Genomic DNA, 16919 nt, shown 5'->3' with positions numbered 1-16919 from the left:
AATGCAGGATCTACGTTCCGTTGAACCCCGCCTTCCCCCGCACTTTCTCACTTTTCTGAGACACGCAGCGGAGGCCAGGAATGCTGGCCAATCCGAAGCAATGGCCATCTGGCTGAAGGCTGCCGCCTATTTGCACGATACGGACACATCCGCAATCGTTGAACTGATGGATGAACTCATTCGTGTGGGCCAACCCTGGTTCTCCGTCGAACTCGGTGAACTGGCTACGCGGCTCGGCTATGACGCCCCGACACTCCAGTTCGGCCTTGGGTACGCCCTGCAGTCAACCGGTCGACATGCCGAAGCCACGGTCGCTTATCGCCGGGCATTAGCCGTCGACCCGGAATACCCGCAACTGCGCAATAACCTTGCGTCCGCCATCCGCATGTCGCACGGGGATCTGCAAGAGGCCTTTGCACTACTGGAAGAAGCGGTGGCAGCGAACCCCGAAGAAGTGAACGCCTGGATCAATCTTGTCAATGCGAGACGCGAACGACACGATCTCGAAGGAGCGCACGCCGCAGGTGTCCGTGCACTGGAACTCGCACCAGGCAATGCGGCCGCAGCGAACAACCATTCGCTCACGCTGAAGGACGCACAACGCTGGAGTGAAGCCGACCAATACGCAAAGACGGCGTGCAGCCTCGATCCGGACAACGCGACGTATCGTTTCAACCAGGGCATCCTGCACCTGATGCAAGGCCGCTACGCGGAAGGCTGGCCGGGTTTCGAGGATCGCTGGCTAGGGGCAATGGAACTGCGCGGGGCGCGCCCCATTTTTCCTGTGCCGCGTTGGAGAGGCGAATCGCTCAAAGGTAAGACGCTTTTCGTGTGGGGCGAGCAAGGTTTCGGCGACGTATTGCAGTTCTGCCGCTTCATCCCCATGCTGGCTGAACGTGTCCACGCGCAGGGCGGCCGCATCATATGGAACTCGTTTCCGCAGGTGGGCAACCTGCTTGTGCGCAGTCTCGGCCGGCATGTCGACGGCTATACGGTCGGCGGCGGAATCGAATCGCTCCCGGCCTGCGACTACGAGTTCCCACTAATGAGCCTGCCGTTTGCGCTCAAGCTCGACGAAGCGACAATCCAGTCCACCGGCCCCTGGCTTGTGTCCGACCCGACGCTGCACGCCGCCTGGAAAACACAGTTGGCGGCGGAGCCACGCCTGAAAGTCGGCCTCGCATGGACCGGAAGCCTGACGCATCGGCGAAACGCGTGTCGGCGCGTCGGCTGGGAACGTTACGCGGCCCATTTCCACGACCTGCAGGACGTGGTGTTTTATTCGCTGCAACCGGGTGCCGCTGCAGACGTTTCAGCAGCCAGGGACGCCGGCCTCGACCTCGTCGACCTGACCGCCAGCTTCGCAACGTTCGACCATACGGCAGCGTTTATCGACTCGCTGGATCTCGTCATTACGGTTTGCACGTCGGTCGCACACTTGAGCGGCGCGATCGGCCAGCGCACGTGGGTATTGCTCGACGCGAACCCGCACTGGCCCTGGCAGCTCGAACGGACCGACAGTCCATGGTATCCGACCGCGACGCTGTATCGTCAGCACGAATTTGCCCACTGGGAGCCGGTACTCGAAACAGTAACGCAAGATCTGCGGAGTCTGGCTGCTGCGCACAAGATACGTACGCAGCGCGTCCTGCCGTAGTGCACCTTCGTAGTTTTGCGCGAAATAACCAGAACCTGACATAAGCAGGTCACACTGAACTGCTTTCGATGCTTGCCGATCCAGCGGTGCCTCACCGCGCGGCCTTCACGAAGCGCGATACGGCTACTGTTGCAGGCAGATGCTGATCCTGCCATGGTGATGATATGAAGAAGCCCGTAGTCGACCCGCAGGGTCCCGAAATCCGTCAGGACATCGCCGATGCGACTCGCAGTCCCGAACTCCTGGTGCCAGGACAGGATCGGATCGCCGAAGCACAAACGGACAGTCCCGAGTCAGCCGGACAGCGTCCGCTCTCGGCCGCTGTGCAAAACGCGCGTGGCACGGCGCTGATGGCGGTGCAGCGCGTGGAGGAAGCGCTTGAATGCTTCCGGGAAGCCATCGAGCTCGATCCAGACAACGCCGAAGCGCAGTACAACGAGGGTGGCGCGCTGCTGTCACTAAACCGCCTCGACGAGGCCACAAAATCACTATTGCGCGGATATGCGCTGGCGCCCGCGCTGCCGGGTGGCCGCCTCATGCTGGGCATGGCTCTGCTCAAGCTCGGCCGGTATCGCGAAGGTTGGCCGCATGCCGAGTACTTCATGGCCCACCGTGGCCCCGGCGAGCCCCGCTCGATATTGGCCAGTCTGCTCCCCGAATGGCAAGGCGAGACGCTTGAAGATCGCTCGCTCGTCGTGCAGTGCGACTATGGATTCGGTGATGCAATCCAGTACGTGCGTTTCATGCCGGCACTGAAGGCGCGTGGACTGGGACACGTCACGCTCGTGTGTCCGCCTGCGCTAAAGACGCTGTTCAAAAGCGCGCGCGAGATCGATACGCTGAAGTCCACCGACGAACACGTCGACCTCCGGAAGGCCGATTACTGGTGCTACCTGTCGAGCGTGCCGCTTCGTCTTGACGTGACACCCGACAGTCTCGCCGCGCAACGACCATACCTCAGCGTACGATCGGCGCAGATCAGGCATTGGGGCCGGCGTCTCGAGCGCAGCTTGCCGGCGGGGCTGCCGCGCGTCGGTCTGGTTAGCGCGGGGAAACGTCGCGCAGACGACTTGCACGCGAAACTAATGGACGAACGGCGCTCGCTCCCCCATGTGTGCCTCTACCGCCCGCTGCTTGCTTTACAGGATGTGGCATTCGTATCGCTGCATAAAGACCCGGACAAGCGCGCGCAATGGCGTGAGTTGCCTGAGGCACAACGGTCATTCGACCTCATGGGTGACGTTGGAGACTTCGCCGATACAGCGGCACTTATGCGCAACCTCGACCTGGTGGTGACCACGGACACATCGATCGCGCACCTTGCCGGGGCACTGGGTACGCCGTGCTGGGTGCTTCTGAATTTTGACTGTGACTGGCGTTGGCTACACGAACGCACCGATTCACCATGGTATCCGGGCACGATGCGCCTGTTCCGGCAGCCGGAGCCAGGCGCGTGGGACGCTGTGATCGGCGAGGTCGCAGGGGCACTGCGGGGATGGGTGGTACAGGCACGCGCACGATGAGCCACCCCTGGCGACCCGCATAAGGCTGGACCAACCACCCCCCACGTTTCCCGGCGTGGTTCACCTGCGTGAACCAACTCTAATTGAGGACCTCCATTCTCCGTTGGAAGCCATTCACGCAAATTCCAACTCGTCCAGAAAACGTCCGGCAGATCACCGTATCGAAGACGTTGCCGACGGCTATTTCTGTGGCCGTGCGCATGGCAGGTTGTGGCGATGGCCGTGTGATGTGCAGCGGCGGCGTGCCGTCCAGCTTCTATATGCAGCAGCCGTCACCAACGGCAACCCAACCATAAAGGTCGACACCCGTTGACCCGTGCCGTCACGCCATTAGCGTTAGTGAAGTGCACCAGACATCAGGACGAGCGCTTTACGGCATCGCAAGCAAACCGCACAACGCACTCCCCTTTAGCCTTCACCCTGTGATTCATATTCGAAGGCAATCCACCTGTGCGTGCTGCTATTGCACTCCCCCATGCGCAAGCTATAACTGGAAGTGCAGTGCGGATAATCTCTGCGCCCTCAGCTCTCCCCCATCTTGCGACGCGCCGCGCTGTGCCGCCCCCAATTGCGTGGGCGCATGCCCGTGGAGTAGTCAGTTAACACGTTCGGCAGCCGGGCCATCGAGCCGGCATCCCGACTTTCCTTTCGAATGCGCGAGACACGAGGGCACGTGCCTCTCGCGTACCTCTCGCGCGCCGTCCGGTATCGCCGCAGGTGAGCGATGCGCGTAGTCGCGCACGGCGCGTCGAAGAAGGAGTGTGGAAATGAAGATCCGTTTGGCGCTGATCGCCTTATGCATCGCAGCAGTGGCCGGTGGGGCGCCCGGCACCGCGCATTCCAGGTCGAAGACCGAACCCGTCGCGGAAGAACAAGCGCGTCAGGCCATGACCCAGAACGCAGACATGTCGGCCCAGGCCACCACCGACATGTCGTACGGCGGCGCAGCCGACACGCACGGCATGTCCGGCACCCGCGTGTCGACCACGCGCACACACACAGGCAAGTTTTGCTGGCCGAACTCGACCTGCGAAGTCCCTGCCGGGCATTGAAGCGCGAGTCTATGGACCCGGCTGCTGCATCGATAAACAACGAACAGGCGCGCAGCCGCCGGGCCCGGTGTCGTAACGACGTACCGGCGCAGTCTGTTACTGCAAGGCGCCCTGCAGCAGAACTGGTACGCGCTGCAGCGGCGCGAGCAGTCCGGCGTCGAGTCCGTAGATCGGGCCGAGCGTCTGCGTGACATCGGCATAGTCCACGTGCGTGCGCCCCTCGTCATCGTCCCAGACCACGAGACGCAGCGGTAATTCGAGTGCCGCATGCGGATTCGCGACCATCACCGGCGTGCCCGCCTTCGGATTGCCGAACAGGATGAGCCGCGTGCGGCGCAGTTCGAGCCCAGCCTGTGCCGCCGCCTCGCGCTGGTCCACGTCGGCGAAGACAGTGGCGCCCGCAGTCACCAGCGCGGTCTTGAGCTTCGCGATGGTCGTGTCGAGGTCGTAGGCGCTCACGAGCGTCAAGACAGATGAGGGATGTTGCGCATGACCGGTCATGGCGAAGCTCCTTCATGGAGGCAGGTGTGCGCACGGCACGGGATCGAACGAATCGCGCGGCTGCAAGGACGCCAGGCGTTGCATTGCACCAGACTGTAGACCAGAACGCGGTCGGCTGAAGCCCGGCCGCACGTCTCGTCCGCTGGCCGGTCGCGGCCCTCGCGCAAAGCCAATGCCGTCGCGCTTTGCGCCGGACACTTCCCGTACAACCGTCCCCAATCCGTACCGCCACACACACTTTAAACTGTACCGGTACTGTACCGAATTCCGAAGATACACTGGCCCGGCATCGTCACCCCGGAGTCTTGCGTCATGTCGCCCATATTGCTCAGCGCCCTTCCCGCCGGCATGCTATACGTCGTCGCCACGTCGATCACGCCCGGCCCGAATAACACCATGCTGCTCGCGTCCGGCGTCAATTTCGGCTTTCGCCGCACCATACCGCACATGCTTGGCATCAGCGCCGGCGTCGTCGTGCTGATGTTGTCGGTTGGCTTCGGCCTCGGTGAAGCGCTCAAGCGCGTTCCGGCGCTCTACAATGCGCTGGAAGTCGCAAGCGTGGCATATCTGCTTTATCTGGCGTGGAAGATCGGATCGTCTGGAGAACTTAAGGTTCGCGACGGCGAGCGTCGGCCGATGCTCTTTCACGAAGCGATCGCGTTCCAGTGGGTCAATCCAAAGGCATGGATGATGGTGCTCACCGCCGCCACCACGATCCGGCTGTCCGCCGATTTCGGCGTCAACACGGTCATCATGGCCACGTTGTTCTATGTGCTCGGCTTGCCGTGCGTCTGCGTGTGGGCCGCCTTCGGCAGCGGCGTGCGGGACTTTCTCTCGAATCCGCTGCGGCTGCGTGCATTCAACATCGCGATGGCCGTGTCGCTCGTCGTGTCGATGTATCCGCTCTTCGCGCACATGATCGGACTGTGATGCCGTTCAACGCACACGCCCGATAAACCGCCACAACGCATCGTCCATCGAATAAGGCGCGTTGAACCGGAACCACGCGCTGGCTTCGTCGTCGGGCCGGAAATACGAGCCCGGCGCAAGCCAGATGCCGTCGCGCAACGCTGCCGTCGTGATCGCGCCTGCGCGCGTCGCTTCGACCGGCAGGCGCGCCCAGACGAAGAGCCCGGCGCGCGGGCGATGAAAGATCTCGAGACCGAGCGCATCGAGCCGCGCCTCCACGGTTTGGTGCGCATCCTTGAGGCGCTCGTTCACGAGCTCGACATGGCGGGCATAGCGCCCTTCCAGCAGCACCTTGTCGACGATGCGCTCGATTGTCTCCGACGACGTGAGCCCCACCGCCATCTTCGCGCGCGCCAGTTCGCGCAGCACGTCGCGCTCGGCAACCACGTAGCCGCAGCGCAGCGAAGGTGTCACCGTCTTCGAGAACCCGCCGACGTAGAGCACGCGCTGCAAGCCCTCCATCGCGGCGAAGAGCGGCGCGCCCGCGCCCGCGAGTTCGCGGCTCACGTCGTCCTCGACCACCCACATCCGCTGGCGTTCGGCGATCTGCAACAGGCGAAACGCGTTCGCCATCGTGAACGTCGTGCCCGTGGGGTTTTGCAGCGTCGTGTTCACGAAGATCGCCTTGGGCTGATGCGCGGCGGCCTGGCGCTCCAGCGCATCGATGTCGAGCCCGGCAGGCGTGCGCGGCACACCGTGGACCGTGAGACCGGCGAGCTTGAGAATCTGCAGGAGATTACAGTACCCCGGGTCTTCCACGAGCACCGCATCACCGGGACGCAGCAGCGTGCGCACGATGAGATCGAGGCCCTGCGTGGCGCCCTGGGTCAGCAGTACGTTGCTCACCTCCACCGGCAGGCCGTGGCGATCGAGCTGCGCGGCGATGCGTTCGCGCAGCGGCGCGAAACCATACGGATGGCCGTAATCGCCGAGCCGCGCGGCCGGCACGCGGCTCGTCGCGCGCAAGGCGTGGTGAAGGCCGGTTTCGTTGATCCACTCGCTCGGCATCCAGCCACAACCGGCCTTGATCGGCACGGAGTGGTCCGCGAAGACGTCCGAGAGCAGCCACGTCGCCGTGAGCGTGGGCGGCTGCCAGAGCGCCGGACTCGCGTGCGCGACCTGTGTACGCGCAGCCACGCGATAACCGGAACCACGCCGCGCGGTCACAAATCCCATCGAAACCAGACGGTTATAAGCTTCGGTAACTGTATAGGTCGAGAGGTCATGCGTTCGCGCGAGTTGCCGCACCGATGGCAGCAGCGCGCCGGCGCGCAGCGAATGGCCCTCGATCGCCCGGGCAAAAGCGCTCACGACTTGCTCAACGAGGGTGGAAGCCGCATGGCGGCCGCGTTCCAGTTCGAATTCGATCATCGGGGATGGACGCGCCAGCGGCGCGCAGCAACCAATACAGTTGACGGAGATAGTCCAGCACGGTTATCTGCGCAGTATAGAGACTGTCTATGCCGCCGTTCAAGCGGGAACGCTACAGTTTCAGGTACCAACCTCAGGAGGAGACCGCATGACTTCGCGCCCCGTCATCGACGATCTGTCGTCGTTCTGGATGCCGTTCACTGCAAACCGCCAGTTCAAGGCAGCGCCGCGCCTGCTCGCATCGGCCAAGGGCATGTATTACCGCACCACCGACGGCCGTGAACTGCTCGACGGCAGCGCGGGTCTGTGGTGCGTGAACGCGGGCCACGCGCGCGATGAAATCGTCGCCGCGATCGCCCAGCAGGCCGCGACGCTCGACTACGCACCGCCGTTCCAGATGGGCCATCCGCTCGCGTTCGAAGCAGCGGCCCGGGTCGCGGAGCTGATGCCCGCCGGACTCGACCGCATCTTCTTCACGAACTCGGGTTCCGAGTCGGTCGACACGGCGCTCAAGATCGCACTCGCCTACCACCGCGCGCGCGGCGAAGGCCAGCGCACCAAGCTGATCGGCCGCGAGCGCGGCTATCACGGCGTGGGTTTCGGCGGCATTTCGGTCGGCGGCATCGTGGCCAACCGCAAGGCGTTCTCTGGCCAGTTGCTGCCCGCGGTCGATCACCTGCCGCACACGCACGACCTCGAACACAACGCGTTCTCGAAGGGCCAGCCAGCCTTCGGCGCGCATCTCGCCGACGATCTCGAACGGCTCGTCACCCTGCACGACGCATCGACGATTGCCGCCGTCATCGTCGAACCCGTAGCGGGCTCGACCGGTGTGCTGGTTCCGCCGCAAGGCTACCTGCAGCGCCTGCGCGAGATCTGCACGAAGCACGGCATCCTGCTGATTTTCGACGAGGTCATCACGGGCTTCGGACGCCTCGGCAAAGCGACGGCCAGCGAGTATTTCGGCGTGACGCCCGATATCCTCACGATGGCAAAGGCGATCAACAACGCCGCCGTGCCGATGGGCGGCGTCGCCGCGAGCCGCGCGGTCCACGACACGATCGTGAACAGCGGCGCACCCGGCGCGATTGAACTCTTTCACGGCTACACGTACTCGGCGCACCCGCTCGCTGCGGCGGCCTGCGTGGCCACGCTCGACCTTTACCGCCGCGAAGGCCTGTTCGAGCGCGCTCACGCACTTGCGCCGAAGTTCGAAGCGGCCGCGCACGCGCTGCGCGACGCGAAGCATGTGAAAGACATTCGCAATCTCGGCCTCGTCTGTGGCATCGAGCTCGAATCGCGCAGCGGCGCGCCGGGCGCGCGAGCTTACGAAGCGTTCCTCAAGTGCTTCGAGGCGGGCGTGCTGATCCGCTTCACCGGCGATATCCTCGCGTTCTCGCCCCCGCTGATCGTGAGCGAAGAGCAGATCGAACGTATCTTCGACACCGTGCGCAACGCGCTCGCCGCCGTGCAGTGACGTAGTGCGATGCGTCAGGCGCGCGCGACGTCTACGACGCGCAGACGTCGCGCCGATCTAAAAGCGCAAAACGGCCCGGAAACGGGCCGTTTTCGCTGCACCGCCGGTTTCGCGGCAACGGTTCCCGCACGGATTCCCATTCGACGGGGAAGCGCAACGCGCGCCAACGGCGTATCGTTAGACTACTAACGATGCAATGCCGCCCTGATGCGGCTCGTGGAGGAAGTCGAATGAAATCGCCGATCCGCGTAGGGACACATATCGAAGGCATCCACTGGGTAGCCGAGTATTTACAGAACACGGGCGCAATCCGCGTGTTTCGCGATGGTCAGGAAATCGAGACGTTCGACGCGCCGACTTCCATGTTCGGCGAAGAACGCGAAGCGGGCTCGGCCAGCGACGCCGCCAGCCGGGCCGAAGAAGCCGCCCTGCTCGCCACGCTGCGTCGCTATGTTGCTGAGGGCGAGCCGGAAGAGTGAACGAAAAACGGCGCGCCTCGTGGGCCCGGCGTCTGTGGATCGCGAGTCGCGCCAATGTCGTACCTGGATCGAACGCCGCGCATCAAATCGCCCGCACCCGGCGAAGCCCCGCCGGGCAAGCGGCTCAGGCCTGCGCACCATCCTCTTCGCTAAAAACGCGCTCGGCGAGGTGGAACGCCGAGTTCGCCGCAGGCACGCCACAATAGATCGCCGTTTGCAGCAGCACTTCCTTGATTTCGTCGCGCGAAACGCCGTTGTTCTTCGCGGCGCGCAGATGCAGCGCGAGTTCTTCGCTGCGATTGAGCGCGACCATCATCGCGATCGTGAGCAGGCTGCGCGTGTGACGCGGCAAAGCTTCGCGCGTCCAGATCTCGCCCCACGCATATCGCGTGATGAGTTGCTGGAATTCCCCGGTGAGTTCAGTGCGGTTCGCGATGGAACGATCGACGTGCGCATCGCCCAGCACCGCGCGCCGCACGCCGAGGCCCGCCTCGTAACGTTCGTCTTCAGTCATCGTGCCTCCAGCAGGAAATCGACTACGGTCTGCGTGAACGCGCCGGCCAGCTCGACGTTCGAGATATGCGCCGCATCGAGCTCGACGTAGCGCGCGCCCAGCACGGACTCCGCGAGTTCGCGGCCTTGCGCCGGCGTTGCGGCGAGATCGTGCGCGCCGGAGATCACGAGCGTCGGCGCCGCGATCGAGCCGGCTTCGCCGCGCAGGTCAGTGGCATTGAGGGCGTCGCAGTTCGACGCGTAGCCCTCGGCATCGGTATGCACGAACACGTCGCGCACCTGCGCGAGTACAAGCGGATTACGCTCGACGAACTGCGTTGTATACCAACGCGACAGCACGGAATCGGCGAGCGCGAGCATGCCTTCGTTGCGCGCACGCGCCGCGCGCGGCTCCCACACCTCGGGCGAGCCGATCTTCGCAGCTGTGTTGCACAACACGAGGCGGTCGATGCGGCTGGCAAAACGCGCGCCGAGGCCCACACCGGTCAGCCCGCCCATCGACAGGCCCACGAAGTGCGCGCGCTCGATGCCGAGGTGATCGAAGAGGCCGATTACGTCGAGCGTCAACTGCGCGATCGTGTATGGACCCGGCGGCACATCCGAATGGCCGTGGCCGCGCGTGTCGTAACGCAGTACGCGGAAGTGCTTCGAAAACGCGGCGAGTTGCGGCGTCCACATCGATACGTCACTGCCGAGCGAATTCGACAAAACCAGCCACGGCGCCGTGACGTTCGCCACGCCGTCGATGCGATAGAACAGTTTCGTGCCGTTGACTGCGGCATAAGGCATGCGAATTACTCCTCGTGAGTCTGCGATGAAGAAGCTGCAACGGATTGCGCATACGACGCGAGCACCGCGTCGACGAACGCTTGTGCCTCGCCCGTGTAGTTTGCCGGATCGAGCAGCGCCGCAAGACGCGCGGCGTCGAGGTGCTTCGTGACAACGGGATCGTCTGCCAGTACCTCGTGAAGCGTGCGACCGGTCTGCACAGCGTTCTTCGATGCCTTTTCGACGAGATGATGCGCGTCGAGCCGGCCGATGCTATCGCCGAGCGCGAGCATGACGGCCTCGCCGAGAATCAGGCCGTGCGTGGCGTCGAGATTCGCTGCGAGCCGCTCGGGGTTGACCTCGAGCCCGCCGGCAATCTGTTCGATATGTGCGAGCGCACCGCCCGCGAGACGCGCGAGATCGGGCAACGCGTCCCACTCGGCCTGCCAGCCACCGAGCGCGCGTTCGTGCTCCTGCACCATGCCCGCGAAGACCGTCGCGACGAGCCCCGGCGCACGCGTCGCGGCAGTGAGCACGGCGGCGCAGCCGACGGGATTGCGCTTGTGCGGCATCGTGGATGAAGCGCCCTTGCCCGCCGCCGCGGGTTCGGCGAGTTCGCCGATTTCGGTCTGCATCTGCAGCGAGATATCGCGCGCGATCTTGCCGAGCGTGCCGATTAGCATGCCGAAAAACGAAGCGGCTTCAGCAATGCGATCGCGCTGTGTGTGCCACGGCAGCGTGGGCTCGGCGAGCGCCAGCGCCTTCGCCAGCGACGCGCTGACCGCCGGACCCGCATCGCGCAGGCTGGCGAGCGTGCCCGCCGCCCCGCCGAACTGCAGCACGAGCGCGCGTTCACGCAGCGCCGCGAGACGCTCGCGGTGGCGCAGCATGGCGTCGAGCCATTGCGCGAATTTCAGGCCCAGCGTGACCGGCAGCGCCTGCTGAAGCCAGGTGCGGCCCACGGCGGGCGTCGCACGATGCGCGCGTGCGAGTGCGGCGAGCGTGGCGCACAACCCATCGAGCCCGCCCTCGATCAGGCCGAGGGCATCGCGCAGCTGCAACACCGTCGCGGTATCGATGATGTCCTGGCTCGTTGCGCCCCAATGCACGTATTTCGATGCTTCGGGATCGGCCGCTTTCACGCGCGCGGTTAGCTGCTTGACGAGTGGAATCGCCAGATTGCCGCCCAAAGCCGCATCGCGCGCGAGCGCTTCGGCGTCGAGCTGCTCCGCATCACACGCGGCAACGATGGCGGGCACGGCGGCTTGCGGAATCACGCCGTGCACCGCCGACGCGCACGCGAGCGCCGCTTCCACATCGAGCATGCGCTGCAGCGTGGCACGCGGCGACCAGACGGCGTTCATCGGCTCGGTTGCGCAGATCAGGCTCGTCAGGCGTTCGGTCATGGTGCTCGGACAAGGGAAAAAGTCATGCGTCGAAACGCACTCGGTGCGACGCTCGCGACGCGAGTCGTTTGATACCGTGCCGTGCCGGCATTTATGCCGCGCACTCGGCCTGCGTGGCATCGATGAGCGGAACGCCAGCCAGCCTCTGAAGTTCGTCGAAGCCGATATCGGAATAAATCTCGCGCACGGCAAGCCCGTTGGGCGTCACGTCAAACACAGCGACGTCGGTATACACGCGGTCCACGCAATGCATGCCGGTCACCGGATACGAACACTCAGCGACAAGCTTGCTTTCGCCCTGCTTCGTGAGCAGTTCCATCATGACGAAGACCTGCTTGGCGCCGATCGCGAGATCCATCGCGCCGCCCACGGCGGGAATGGCGTCCGGTGCGCCAGTATGCCAGTTCGCGAGATCGCCGTTCACCGAAACCTGGAACGCGCCAAGCACGCAATAGTCGAGATGACCGCCGCGCATCATCGCAAACGAATCGGCGTGATGAAAAAAAGCGCCACCGGTGAGCAGCGTGACGTGCTGCTTGCCCGCGTTGATCAGTTCGTCGTCTTCCTCGCCGGACGCAGGTGCGGGGCCCATGCCGAGCACGCCGTTTTCGCTGTGAAGGAAAATTTCCCTGGCAGGATCGAGGTGGTTGGCCACCAGCGTCGGCACGCCTATGCCGAGATTCACATACGCGCCCTCGGGGATATCCTGGGCCACGCGCTGGGCCATTTCGTCGCGATTCAACCGGTTCATGGCTTACCTCCTCACGCTGCGTGGCAGTTTTGCTGCAGCTGATGCGCCGGCTGCGGCACCTCGATCACGCGCTGCACGAAAATTCCCGGCGTGACGATCGCTTCGGGATCGAGTTCGCCGAGCGGCACGACTTCCGACACCTGCGCAATCGCGACCTTCGCCGCACTCGCCATGATCGGGCCGAAGTTGCGCGCCGTCTTGCGATAGACGAGGTTGCCCCAGCGATCGCCCTTGTACGCTTTGATGAGCGCGAAATCGGCGTGGAGCGGCAACTCGAACACGTACTGGCGGCCGTCGATCAAGCGCGTCTCTTTGCCCTCGGCGAGCTTCGTGCCAAAGCCCGTGGGCGTGAAAAAGCCTCCGATGCCCGCGCCCGCTGCACGAATGCGTTCCGCCAGATTGCCCTGCGGCACCAGTTCGAGTTCGATTTCGCCTGCGCGGTAAAGCGCATCGAAGACGTGGGAATCGGCCTGGCGAGGGAACGAGCAGATGATCTTGCGCACCCGTTTCGCCTTTAACAGCGCGGCCAGTCCGATGTCCCCGTTGCCGGCGTTGTTGTTGACGATCGTGAGATCGCGCGCACCCTGCTCGATGAGCGCGTCGATCAGTTCGGACGGCATACCCGCCGTGCCGAAACCGCCAATCATCACCGTGGCGCCGTCATGCACATCGGCGACGGCCGCTTGAAGCGAGTCGAAAATCTTGTTGATCATGCCTCTTCCCGAAAGCGGCGAGCTCGACAGCAGAAGTCTGCCGTTCGATGGACAAAGTTCTATATGCGAACACAGATTCGTATATAGAACTTCCAGCGAATTATCGGAGTCGCCCCAGCGGGCTGTCAAGGTGGCATCACCCTGAGACGAAAGGCAATCCGGAAAGCGTCCAGATAAGTGACCCTGACTTTATAAAAACCTCCACCATTTAGCGTTGGTCGGCGCGCAACATCGGATGTGTACTCGCGCGCTTGTCAAGGCAAGCCTCCGGGCAGTTGCAGCCGACTTCATGGTGTGCCGGTCCAGGTCCGTGCTTGCGCCGTCCGACCGGACCGCGGCCGCGCAAGTGCTCAACGACGCCCTCGCAGCGTGACCGACGTAAATAAACCAGTGCCCGACGAGCCCGCTGAAAACGTGAAACAATGCGCGTTCGTGGTACGCGCTGCGCAAACGCGCCGACCACATGAAAGGAGCCGAGGTATGCCTGACGAGAAGAATGCAGAAAAGTCAAAAAAACGGAAATCGCAGCCGGCCCCGGTGGCCGCGGAGCGCCCCTCACGCGCTGAAGCCGAGGACGCCGTGCGCGTGCTGCTGCGCTGGGCGGGTGATGACCCGTCGCGCGAAGGCCTGATCGACACACCTGCACGTGTGACACGCGCCTACGAGGAGTTCTTTGCAGGTTACGCGGTGGATCCACGCGAGATCCTGTCACGCACGTTTTCGGAAGTGGATGGTTACGACGAAATGATCGTGCTAAAAGACATCCGTTTCGAGAGCTACTGCGAACACCACATGGTGCCGATCATCGGCCGTGCGCATGTCGCGTATCTGCCTGAGCATCGTGTGGTGGGCATCTCGAAGCTGGCGCGGCTCGTCGACGCCTTTGCGAAGCGTCTGCAGATCCAGGAGAAAATGACCGCACAGATCGCCGACACGCTCAACGAGGTGCTCCAGCCCAAGGGCGTGGGCGTGATCCTCGAGGCAGCGCATCAATGCATGTCCACACGCGGCGTGCACAAGGCCGGTGTGGAGATGGTCACGTCGCGCATGCTCGGCACCTTCCGGACCGACCCGTCGACGCGTCGAGAATTTCTCGCCATCGTCGGAAATTCCGCGGTGATGTCCGTTCCCAACAGCTGAGCCGGTCATCCGCAAAGGAAACGGGAGGCGCACCGTGCGTGCGCCCTCCGTTACGTCAACTGGCCTTCGTCACCGCGTTCGATCTCACGAATCTTGCCCTGCCGCACGCTGCTGTCTGGCGGCACGCTATGCGTTAGCCACACGTTGCCGCCGATCACCGATCCGCGCCCGATCGTCACGCGACCAAGAATGGTCGCACCCGCGTAGATGACGACGTCGTCCTCGACGATCGGATGGCGCGCGCTTCCTTTCACCAGCGTGCCGTCGGGTTCCGCGGCAAAGCTCTTCGCACCGAGCGTCACGGCCTGATACAGGCGCACGCGCTCGCCGATGATCGCCGTCTCGCCGATCACGACGCCCGTGCCGTGATCGATGAAGAAACTCGAACCGATTTGCGCGCCCGGATGGATGTCGATGCCGGTGGCCGAATGCGCGATCTCATTGATGAAGCGCGCCAGCAAGGGCACACCGGCCCGGTACAGCGCATGCGCGAGCCGATGATGCGTCATCGCCCATACCCCCGGATAGCACAGCAGTATCTCGGTGGTGTGCTGCGCGGCCGGGTCGCCGGTGAAGGCAGCCTGGATATCGCTCACCAGCAGTGCGCGAATGGCCGGCAACTGCTTGCCGAAATCGCGCGCAATAGAAAACGCACGCGTGCGCAGGACCTCTTCGGTAGCTTCGGCGTTTTCCGGCAGGAAGCGTAGTGCACGCCGGATCTGTTCCGCCAGCAGACGTAACGTGCTTTCCAGCGTATGACCGACGTAGTAGTCGACGCTCTCGTCAGTCAGGTCCGGTGCGCCGTAGTGCGTGGGGAACAGCGCGGCACGCAGGCCCGCAACGATGCTGACCACGGCGTCACGCGAGGGCAACTCGCGGATGCCGAGCGGATGGCGCGTGCGATGCAGTTCTTCGCGCGACGCGCGCAGATCGGCAACGATCTGCGCAAGACCCCAGTCGGGGGAAGCGGGGTTTGACATGATGAAGCAGCAGCAACAAGAGCCGCGCGGGAGTGTACAGACCCCGGAGATTACCGCGTTTTGCACAAGTTCGCCCGGGCACCCTCGACACGGCGCCCAACCGGAACCGGCCCGAAACCCGCGGCGCGCGCCGCTCTAAAGGGTGACGCTGCTCGCGTCGATCCAGCGTACGGCCCAGTCGCGCGCGTGCGCAATGGCGGCGCCTTCATCGCCGAATCGCAGGTCGGCAGGAAAAAAACGATTGGCAACCAGTTCGCCGTCGCTGGAACGGGAGATCACGACATAAGGTTGCCAGCTACCGTCGCCGGCGCGCGCCGGTGCGCAATTGAGCAGGTAGCCGCGATGCGTGAATGCAGCGTCGAAGTGCATGTGAGTCATCCGCCCCTGACTGCCATGTCCGTTTTCGGTGGGCGCGTCCAGGTTCGTGCCGCAAAGTCACAGCACGGCCTTTCGCTCAGGCCGTTGATTGACAGCGCGCCAACTCGATGAAAGAGGATCATACTCCGAGGAAAAACGACGATCCAAAGAAAAAAAGCAAAATCGTCGAAGTCGTTCTCCTGGCGAACCGCCTTGCGCTTGACCCCGGCCCGAGCCCGGCCCGAGCCCGGCCCGAGCACTGCGAGACACGCCGCGGGACAGGACTTGCCGCGACTGGAGCGTATCCCGAACCTCCCTAAAGGAATCACCATGAACCGCAGCGACGAAAGCAATGAAAGCGTCGAACTGGAGCGTGAGATCCGGGCTCGCGCCGCCGACGCGAACATGAGCCCCGACGAAGACACGACGAGCGACGCATCGCTCGACACGAGCGTCCCTGAAGCCAAGGACGGGCTGGCCGGATTCGACAGCCGCAAGGGGGGACCTCGTCTCCTCTTTGCGCTGCAGCCTGGCTACGAAATGGTGGACAAGGGCATGGCCGAACCGCAGGTGCCCTACGACTTCGACTGGCAATTCCGCGATCCGCGTTTGCCCGGCCAACGTCGCAGTCCAGGAAGGCTCCACTACTCGCTCAATCACCTGCGACCGACACGCATCGTCGAACTGCAGCGCAAGACCTGAAGTCCGCTCGCAATAACGCGCACTTCAATGGGTGGTTTGCGCGCGGGCGGGATCGCCATCGTTGGTTCCGCGCGCACGCCCGGTACGTCACATCCGACCGATTGCGCGAATCTCGTGCCGGCATTTCGAGTAGAACGGCAATCGGCGCTCGCATGGCAATGCAGCACAAAGCGCAATCCGGCCTTATTTATCGGATACCTGAAGGAAAATAAAGCCGGATTTACGCCCGAATTGAAGAGCGCAGTTGATTAGCGGCGCTTGCGCGAATTGCGAGCGTCAAATTGCCTGACGCAGCCGATATAACTCCGTTACCCGGAACACAAGCCCGACACCCACGTCCGCGCTTACAGCGCGCTTGCGTGCTGTATTTTTCTTTACCGAAGGCGACTCGCACTTCCCGGAATAAACCCGAATTGACGTCGAAATCCCTATTTACTGACAGAGAATAGGAACAGAAAAATAAACGGGATGAAAAATAGTGATAAATTGCTACACCAAAAGAAGCCAGCCAGCTCATCGTAGGGACTTTGCCCGCGACCTGGCACGCCGCCGACGGAGAG

The 16919-nt window shown here is 63.6% G+C and carries 18 protein-coding genes; 9 read left to right on the top strand and 9 right to left on the bottom strand.

Annotated elements, in window-relative coordinates; all coding sequences use genetic code 11:
* Window positions 1-100: 100 nt before the first annotated feature.
* The 3 genes from D1Y85_RS04590 to D1Y85_RS04580 all read left to right on the top strand — a co-directional run bounded on the left by D1Y85_RS04590 (window position 101) and on the right by D1Y85_RS04580 (window position 4232).
* On the top strand, window positions 101-1657 hold the full coding sequence (locus D1Y85_RS04590) for a tetratricopeptide repeat protein (protein WP_246024776.1): 1557 nt from the start codon (window positions 101-103) through the stop codon (window positions 1655-1657).
* 164 nt (window positions 1658-1821) lie between these two features.
* Window positions 1822-3180 (top strand): tetratricopeptide repeat protein, encoded by a 1359-nt coding sequence (locus D1Y85_RS04585; protein WP_124149842.1) that lies wholly within the window; start codon window positions 1822-1824, stop codon window positions 3178-3180.
* Between the two features lie 767 nt (window positions 3181-3947).
* Window positions 3948-4232: a hypothetical protein gene (locus D1Y85_RS04580; protein ID WP_124149841.1), complete on the top strand. Its 285-nt coding sequence runs from the start codon at window positions 3948-3950 to the stop codon at window positions 4230-4232.
* 96 nt (window positions 4233-4328) lie between these two features.
* On the opposite strand, the gene D1Y85_RS04575 is transcribed toward D1Y85_RS04580, so the two are convergent.
* A complete protein-coding gene (locus tag D1Y85_RS04575) occupies window positions 4329-4733 on the bottom strand; it encodes a DUF302 domain-containing protein (RefSeq protein ID WP_124149840.1) in 405 nt (134 codons plus the stop codon).
* A gap of 312 nt (window positions 4734-5045) precedes the next feature.
* Between D1Y85_RS04575 and D1Y85_RS04570 the strand changes: the two genes are divergently transcribed.
* Complete coding sequence (locus D1Y85_RS04570; protein ID WP_124149839.1) at window positions 5046-5663, top strand: LysE family translocator; 618 nt, start codon at window positions 5046-5048, stop codon at window positions 5661-5663.
* 6 nt (window positions 5664-5669) lie between these two features.
* On the opposite strand, the gene D1Y85_RS04565 is transcribed toward D1Y85_RS04570, so the two are convergent.
* Window positions 5670-7073, bottom strand: coding sequence for an aminotransferase-like domain-containing protein (locus D1Y85_RS04565; protein ID WP_124149838.1), 1404 nt, complete (start codon window positions 7071-7073; stop codon window positions 5670-5672).
* A gap of 148 nt (window positions 7074-7221) precedes the next feature.
* On the opposite strand from D1Y85_RS04565, the gene aptA reads away from it, so the two are divergent.
* Window positions 7222-8550 (top strand): omega-aminotransferase AptA, encoded by a 1329-nt coding sequence (gene aptA, locus D1Y85_RS04560; RefSeq protein ID WP_124149837.1) that lies wholly within the window; start codon window positions 7222-7224, stop codon window positions 8548-8550.
* 230 nt (window positions 8551-8780) lie between these two features.
* Complete coding sequence (locus D1Y85_RS04555; protein WP_124149836.1) at window positions 8781-9029, top strand: hypothetical protein; 249 nt, start codon at window positions 8781-8783, stop codon at window positions 9027-9029.
* Between the two features lie 124 nt (window positions 9030-9153).
* Here D1Y85_RS04555 and pcaC read toward each other — a convergent pair whose 3' ends face one another.
* The 5 genes from pcaC to D1Y85_RS04530 all read right to left on the bottom strand — a co-directional run bounded on the left by pcaC (window position 9154) and on the right by D1Y85_RS04530 (window position 13180).
* Window positions 9154-9543, bottom strand: a complete 390-nt coding sequence (gene pcaC, locus D1Y85_RS04550; protein ID WP_124149835.1) for a 4-carboxymuconolactone decarboxylase — start codon at window positions 9541-9543, stop codon at window positions 9154-9156.
* On the bottom strand, window positions 9540-10331 hold the full coding sequence (pcaD, locus tag D1Y85_RS04545; RefSeq protein WP_124149834.1) for a 3-oxoadipate enol-lactonase: 792 nt from the start codon (window positions 10329-10331) through the stop codon (window positions 9540-9542). The genes pcaC and pcaD overlap by 4 nt, the downstream gene beginning before the upstream one ends.
* 5 nt (window positions 10332-10336) lie before the next feature.
* Window positions 10337-11716 (bottom strand): 3-carboxy-cis,cis-muconate cycloisomerase, encoded by a 1380-nt coding sequence (locus D1Y85_RS04540; RefSeq protein ID WP_124149833.1) that lies wholly within the window; start codon window positions 11714-11716, stop codon window positions 10337-10339.
* Window positions 11717-11807: 91 nt separating this feature from the next.
* The gene (locus D1Y85_RS04535; RefSeq protein ID WP_124149832.1) at window positions 11808-12467 is read right to left on the bottom strand and encodes a 3-oxoacid CoA-transferase subunit B; all 660 of its coding nucleotides are present in this window, start codon (window positions 12465-12467) and stop codon (window positions 11808-11810) included.
* 11 nt (window positions 12468-12478) lie between these two features.
* A complete protein-coding gene (locus D1Y85_RS04530) occupies window positions 12479-13180 on the bottom strand; it encodes a 3-oxoacid CoA-transferase subunit A (protein WP_124149831.1) in 702 nt (233 codons plus the stop codon).
* Window positions 13181-13660: 480 nt separating this feature from the next.
* Here D1Y85_RS04530 and folE point away from each other — a divergent pair, with 480 nt between their 5' ends.
* Window positions 13661-14320 (top strand): GTP cyclohydrolase I FolE, encoded by a 660-nt coding sequence (gene folE, locus D1Y85_RS04525; protein ID WP_124149830.1) that lies wholly within the window; start codon window positions 13661-13663, stop codon window positions 14318-14320.
* 50 nt (window positions 14321-14370) lie between these two features.
* Here the strand turns inward: folE and epsC are convergent, their stop codons facing one another.
* Together epsC and D1Y85_RS04515 are read right to left on the bottom strand one after the other, a co-directional pair.
* A complete protein-coding gene (gene epsC, locus D1Y85_RS04520; RefSeq protein ID WP_124149829.1) occupies window positions 14371-15300 on the bottom strand; it encodes a serine O-acetyltransferase EpsC in 930 nt (309 codons plus the stop codon).
* A 135-nt stretch (window positions 15301-15435) separates the two neighbouring features.
* Entirely contained in the window at window positions 15436-15669 is a 234-nt protein-coding gene (locus tag D1Y85_RS04515) for a hypothetical protein (RefSeq protein WP_124149828.1), read from the bottom strand.
* 318 nt (window positions 15670-15987) lie between these two features.
* Here D1Y85_RS04515 and D1Y85_RS04510 point away from each other — a divergent pair, with 318 nt between their 5' ends.
* Together D1Y85_RS04510 and D1Y85_RS04505 are read left to right on the top strand one after the other, a co-directional pair.
* Window positions 15988-16359, top strand: coding sequence for a DUF3005 domain-containing protein (locus D1Y85_RS04510; protein ID WP_124149827.1), 372 nt, complete (start codon window positions 15988-15990; stop codon window positions 16357-16359).
* Window positions 16360-16386: 27 nt separating this feature from the next.
* Window positions 16387-16611 carry a hypothetical protein gene (locus D1Y85_RS04505; RefSeq protein ID WP_124149826.1) on the top strand — a complete coding sequence of 75 codons (225 nt, stop codon included), beginning with the start codon at window positions 16387-16389 and terminating at the stop codon, window positions 16609-16611.
* Window positions 16612-16919: the final 308 nt, after the last annotated feature.

The sequence above is a fragment of the Paraburkholderia dinghuensis genome, assembly GCF_003837865.1.
Taxonomy (GTDB): domain Bacteria; phylum Pseudomonadota; class Gammaproteobacteria; order Burkholderiales; family Burkholderiaceae; genus Paraburkholderia; species Paraburkholderia dinghuensis.
The sequence above is the reverse complement of the archived record's forward strand: the minus strand, read 5'-3'. Positions and strand labels throughout refer to the sequence as shown.

Excerpts from the sequence above, each read along its gene's own strand:
- D1Y85_RS04590 (WP_246024776.1), top strand. The coding sequence starts at position 101 with ATGGCCATCTGGCTGAAGGCTGCCGCCTATTTGCACGATACGGACACA.
- D1Y85_RS04585 (WP_124149842.1), top strand. The coding sequence starts at position 1,822 with ATGAAGAAGCCCGTAGTCGACCCGCAGGGTCCCGAAATCCGTCAGGAC.
- D1Y85_RS04580 (WP_124149841.1), top strand. The coding sequence starts at position 3,948 with ATGAAGATCCGTTTGGCGCTGATCGCCTTATGCATCGCAGCAGTGGCC.
- D1Y85_RS04575 (WP_124149840.1), bottom strand. The coding sequence starts at position 4,733 with ATGACCGGTCATGCGCAACATCCCTCATCTGTCTTGACGCTCGTGAGC.
- D1Y85_RS04570 (WP_124149839.1), top strand. The coding sequence starts at position 5,046 with ATGTCGCCCATATTGCTCAGCGCCCTTCCCGCCGGCATGCTATACGTC.
- D1Y85_RS04565 (WP_124149838.1), bottom strand. The coding sequence starts at position 7,073 with ATGATCGAATTCGAACTGGAACGCGGCCGCCATGCGGCTTCCACCCTC.
- aptA (WP_124149837.1), top strand. The coding sequence starts at position 7,222 with ATGACTTCGCGCCCCGTCATCGACGATCTGTCGTCGTTCTGGATGCCG.
- D1Y85_RS04555 (WP_124149836.1), top strand. The coding sequence starts at position 8,781 with ATGAAATCGCCGATCCGCGTAGGGACACATATCGAAGGCATCCACTGG.
- pcaC (WP_124149835.1), bottom strand. The coding sequence starts at position 9,543 with ATGACTGAAGACGAACGTTACGAGGCGGGCCTCGGCGTGCGGCGCGCG.
- pcaD (WP_124149834.1), bottom strand. The coding sequence starts at position 10,331 with ATGCCTTATGCCGCAGTCAACGGCACGAAACTGTTCTATCGCATCGAC.
- D1Y85_RS04540 (WP_124149833.1), bottom strand. The coding sequence starts at position 11,716 with ATGACCGAACGCCTGACGAGCCTGATCTGCGCAACCGAGCCGATGAAC.
- D1Y85_RS04535 (WP_124149832.1), bottom strand. The coding sequence starts at position 12,467 with ATGAACCGGTTGAATCGCGACGAAATGGCCCAGCGCGTGGCCCAGGAT.
- D1Y85_RS04530 (WP_124149831.1), bottom strand. The coding sequence starts at position 13,180 with ATGATCAACAAGATTTTCGACTCGCTTCAAGCGGCCGTCGCCGATGTG.
- folE (WP_124149830.1), top strand. The coding sequence starts at position 13,661 with ATGCCTGACGAGAAGAATGCAGAAAAGTCAAAAAAACGGAAATCGCAG.
- epsC (WP_124149829.1), bottom strand. The coding sequence starts at position 15,300 with ATGTCAAACCCCGCTTCCCCCGACTGGGGTCTTGCGCAGATCGTTGCC.
- D1Y85_RS04515 (WP_124149828.1), bottom strand. The coding sequence starts at position 15,669 with ATGCACTTCGACGCTGCATTCACGCATCGCGGCTACCTGCTCAATTGC.
- D1Y85_RS04510 (WP_124149827.1), top strand. The coding sequence starts at position 15,988 with ATGAACCGCAGCGACGAAAGCAATGAAAGCGTCGAACTGGAGCGTGAG.
- D1Y85_RS04505 (WP_124149826.1), top strand. The coding sequence starts at position 16,387 with ATGGGTGGTTTGCGCGCGGGCGGGATCGCCATCGTTGGTTCCGCGCGC.